The 2,422-nt window shown below is 43.4% G+C and carries 2 protein-coding genes; one reads left to right on the forward strand and one right to left on the reverse strand.

The features are described from left to right. Window positions 1-1,894: CHAT domain-containing protein (locus F6K53_RS37380; RefSeq protein ID WP_293084677.1), on the forward strand; the 1,894-nt coding region annotated here is incomplete at its 5' end. On the opposite strand, the gene F6K53_RS37385 is transcribed toward F6K53_RS37380, so the two are convergent. Then, complete coding sequence (locus F6K53_RS37385) at window positions 1,855-2,124, reverse strand: hypothetical protein (protein ID WP_293084680.1); 270 nt, start codon at window positions 2,122-2,124, stop codon at window positions 1,855-1,857. The two genes, F6K53_RS37380 and F6K53_RS37385, sit on opposite strands and share 40 nt — an antisense overlap. Window positions 2,125-2,422 lie beyond the last annotated feature (298 nt).

The raw sequence follows: 2,422 nt of genomic DNA on the forward strand, positions 1-2,422 counted from the left end.
TGTGGGAAAATTCCAAGACTCTCAAGAAATTTTACAACAAAGTTTAGCCATAGCCGAAAACTTATCAAATCAGACTTTGATTGCTGAAAATCTCCTCAGTTTGGGGGATACAGCTAGATTACAAAGAAAGACAGAAGACGCCAGATATTTCTATCAACGGGTTGTGAAGGAATCTCCCTTAGCAGATATTACAATTCAGGGACAATTAAATCAACTGAGTGTATTGATAGCTACACAAGAGTGGTCACGAGCCAGAGCGTTATTGCCAGCTATAGACAAGACCTTAACCACATTATCTCCAAGTCAAAAAGCAATAAAGGCTAGAATTAAGCTAGCCAAAACCCTGTTAAAATCTGAAAACACACAACTAAAAACTCCCAAAGCCCTGGCTATTTATCTCGCTGATGCTATTAAGTTGGCTAGGAATTTAGGAGATAAAAGAGCGGAAGCAGAAGCCATTGGTAACTTGGGAAGCTTATACGAATACAATCAACGTCTTGATGAAGCCCAAGACTTAACCGAAAAAGCCTTAGTTATTGCCCAAGAAATCCAGGCTCCGGATTTAGCCTATCAATGGCAATGGCAACTAGGCAGAATCCTTAACCTAAAACAGGATAAAACAAACGCGATTGCGGCCTATGCTCAATCGGTGCAAACCCTCCAATCTATCCGTAGCGACCTAGTCGCGATTAGTAGCGATATTCAGTTTGGGTTTCGAGAAAGCGTCGAACCAGTCTACCGAGAATTAGTAGGACTACTGCTGGAACCCAATGCATCTCAAGAAAACCTCAAACAAGCACGAGATGTAATTGAATCCCTACAACTAGCAGAACTAGACAACTTTTTTCGGGATGCCTGTCTAGATGCTAAACCAGTTAATATTGACGAAATAGATCCTAACGCCGCTATCTTCTATACCATTATCTTGCCAGACCGCCTGGAAGTAATTGTCACTTTGCCCGGACAACCTCTGCGCCAGATCACCACTAACTTACCTAAAACAGAAATAGAAAAACAAATCGCTTCGGTAAACAGAGATATTACTAACCTTTGGCGAGGTCTGAAAAAGGAAAACTTACAAACAATACACGACTGGTTAATCGGCCCCATTGAAACCGAACTAGCCAACAGTAATATCCGCACTTTAGTATTTATTCCGGATGGGGATTTGCGCAATATTCCTATGTCCGTTCTTTATGACGGAGAACGCTATGCTATCGAGAAGTATAATATTGCGGTAGCACCTAGTTTACAATTAATCGACTCTCAAGCCAATGTCAGACAAAATTTTTCAGTTCTGAGTGCTGGAGTCACGGAAGTTCGTCCCCATCGTCCCAATTTCGGATCACTTCCTGGGGTGAAGGTGGAATTAGAGAATATCAAGGCTCAAGTTCCCTCATTGATTTTACTCAATGAATCTTTTACTGAATCTAACTTCAATACAGTAGTTAATACCTCTAGTTACCAAATCGTTCATCTGGCCACTCATGGTGAATTTAGTTCAGTAGCGGAAGAAACCTTTCTGCTGACCTGGGATGATGTGATCAATCTCAATGAGTTAAATAGTCTAATCAGAGCCGATCAAAAGCAAAAAAATCCGATTGAATTACTCATCCTAAGTGCTTGTCGGACAGCCGTGGGAGACTCCCGAGCCGCTTTGGGATTGGCTGGTGTTGCCGTGCGTGGGGGGGCACGCAGTACTATTGCCAGTCTCTGGTATGTGGACGATCTAGCCACTACAGAGTTAATGACTCGCTTCTACGAGAAGTTAGCCACAGGCAAGGTTACCAAGGCTGAAGCTCTGCGTCTTGCTCAACAGGAGCTGTTGCAAAACAAGCAATTTAATCACCCCTATTACTGGTCAGCTTTTATTTTGCTGGGAAATTGGTTGTGAGGTAGAGGGAGTAGGGAGTAGGGAGTAGGGAACAGGCAAGAGGCAAGAGGCATGCTAGCAATAGGCATGCTAGCAATAGGCAATTGGCAAGAGGCAATTGGCAAGAGGCAATTGGCAAGAGGCAAGAGGCAATTGGCAAGAGGCAATAGTAACGCACCACTGCGCGTGGTTATGCGATGAAGCAAAGCTTCCGCTAAAAGCGATCGCGCTTTCCCCCAGCTAAATCCCAAGACAAAATCACTATCACAAACCCTACACCGCCTACTCCCTACTCCCTACTCCCGCTTCTAAATTCCCGACTCCCGACTCCCTCAAAAAAAATTTTACAAAAATTTTCAAAAAATGCTACAATAGTAAAATTTTTGTGGTAAACTAAAAGTGTGGAGAATAAAATCCACGGGGAGAGCCAGCCTTAGAGTTTTCGTCAGGCTGGAAGGCTGGCTCTTGGTCCCCCTTACAGGAGATAACTTAATATTATGTCCCATAGTCAACACCTATACCCATGGGTGATGGTTTGATTGTTACCAC

It is taken from the genome of Moorena sp. SIO4A1, from assembly GCF_010672065.1.
Lineage (GTDB): Bacteria > Cyanobacteriota > Cyanobacteriia > Cyanobacteriales > Coleofasciculaceae > Moorena.